The organism is Zoogloea sp. (assembly GCF_023150065.1).
Classification (GTDB): domain Bacteria; phylum Pseudomonadota; class Gammaproteobacteria; order Burkholderiales; family Rhodocyclaceae; genus Zoogloea.
The window spans coordinates 1-551 of sequence record NZ_JAKLLN010000206.1 but is presented as its reverse complement, the minus strand read 5'-3'; the positions used below and the strand labels follow the sequence as shown (position 1 = coordinate 551).

Below are 551 nucleotides of genomic sequence, written 5' to 3'. Positions count from 1 at the left end.
CGGGCGTCGGCAGCACCTTCTGGATCACCGCCCGGCTCGGCAAGGACGCGGCAGACGGACAACCCGTTCCCGGCAACCCGCCGGAATCGCCGGAAGCCTGCCTGCGACGGGCGTTTTCCGGAGCGCGCATCCTGCTCGCCGAGGATGAGTCGATCAACCGGGAAATCGCCGAAATGCTGCTGCAGGATGTCGGCCTGCAGGTCGATCCGGCCGAAGACGGCGCCGCCGCCCTGGAGCTCGCCGCCAAGCGGGACTACGCGCTGATCCTGATGGACATGCAGATGCCGAACATGGATGGCCTGGAAGCGACGCGCCGCATCCGGCAACTGCCGAACGGCGCCGGCGTGCCCATCGTCGCCATGACCGCCAACGCCTTCGCCGAAGATCGCCTGCGCTGCCTCGAAGCGGGCATGAACGATTTCATGACCAAACCCTTCGAGCCCGGGCATTTCTACGCCACGCTACTCAAGTGGCTCACTCCCGTTAGCGAAAACTCATGAGCAAGACCGAACACGCCCCCGAAACCCAGGCCACCAAGTTCCTCAAGGCCA

1 protein-coding gene is annotated in these 551 nt (G+C 65.5%); it reads left to right on the top strand.

The window, feature by feature from the left end; genetic code table 11:
* On the top strand, positions 1 to 500 hold a 500-nt coding region (locus tag L6Q67_RS24295; protein ID WP_296576315.1), incomplete at its 5' end, for a response regulator.
* Positions 501 to 551: the final 51 nt, after the last annotated feature.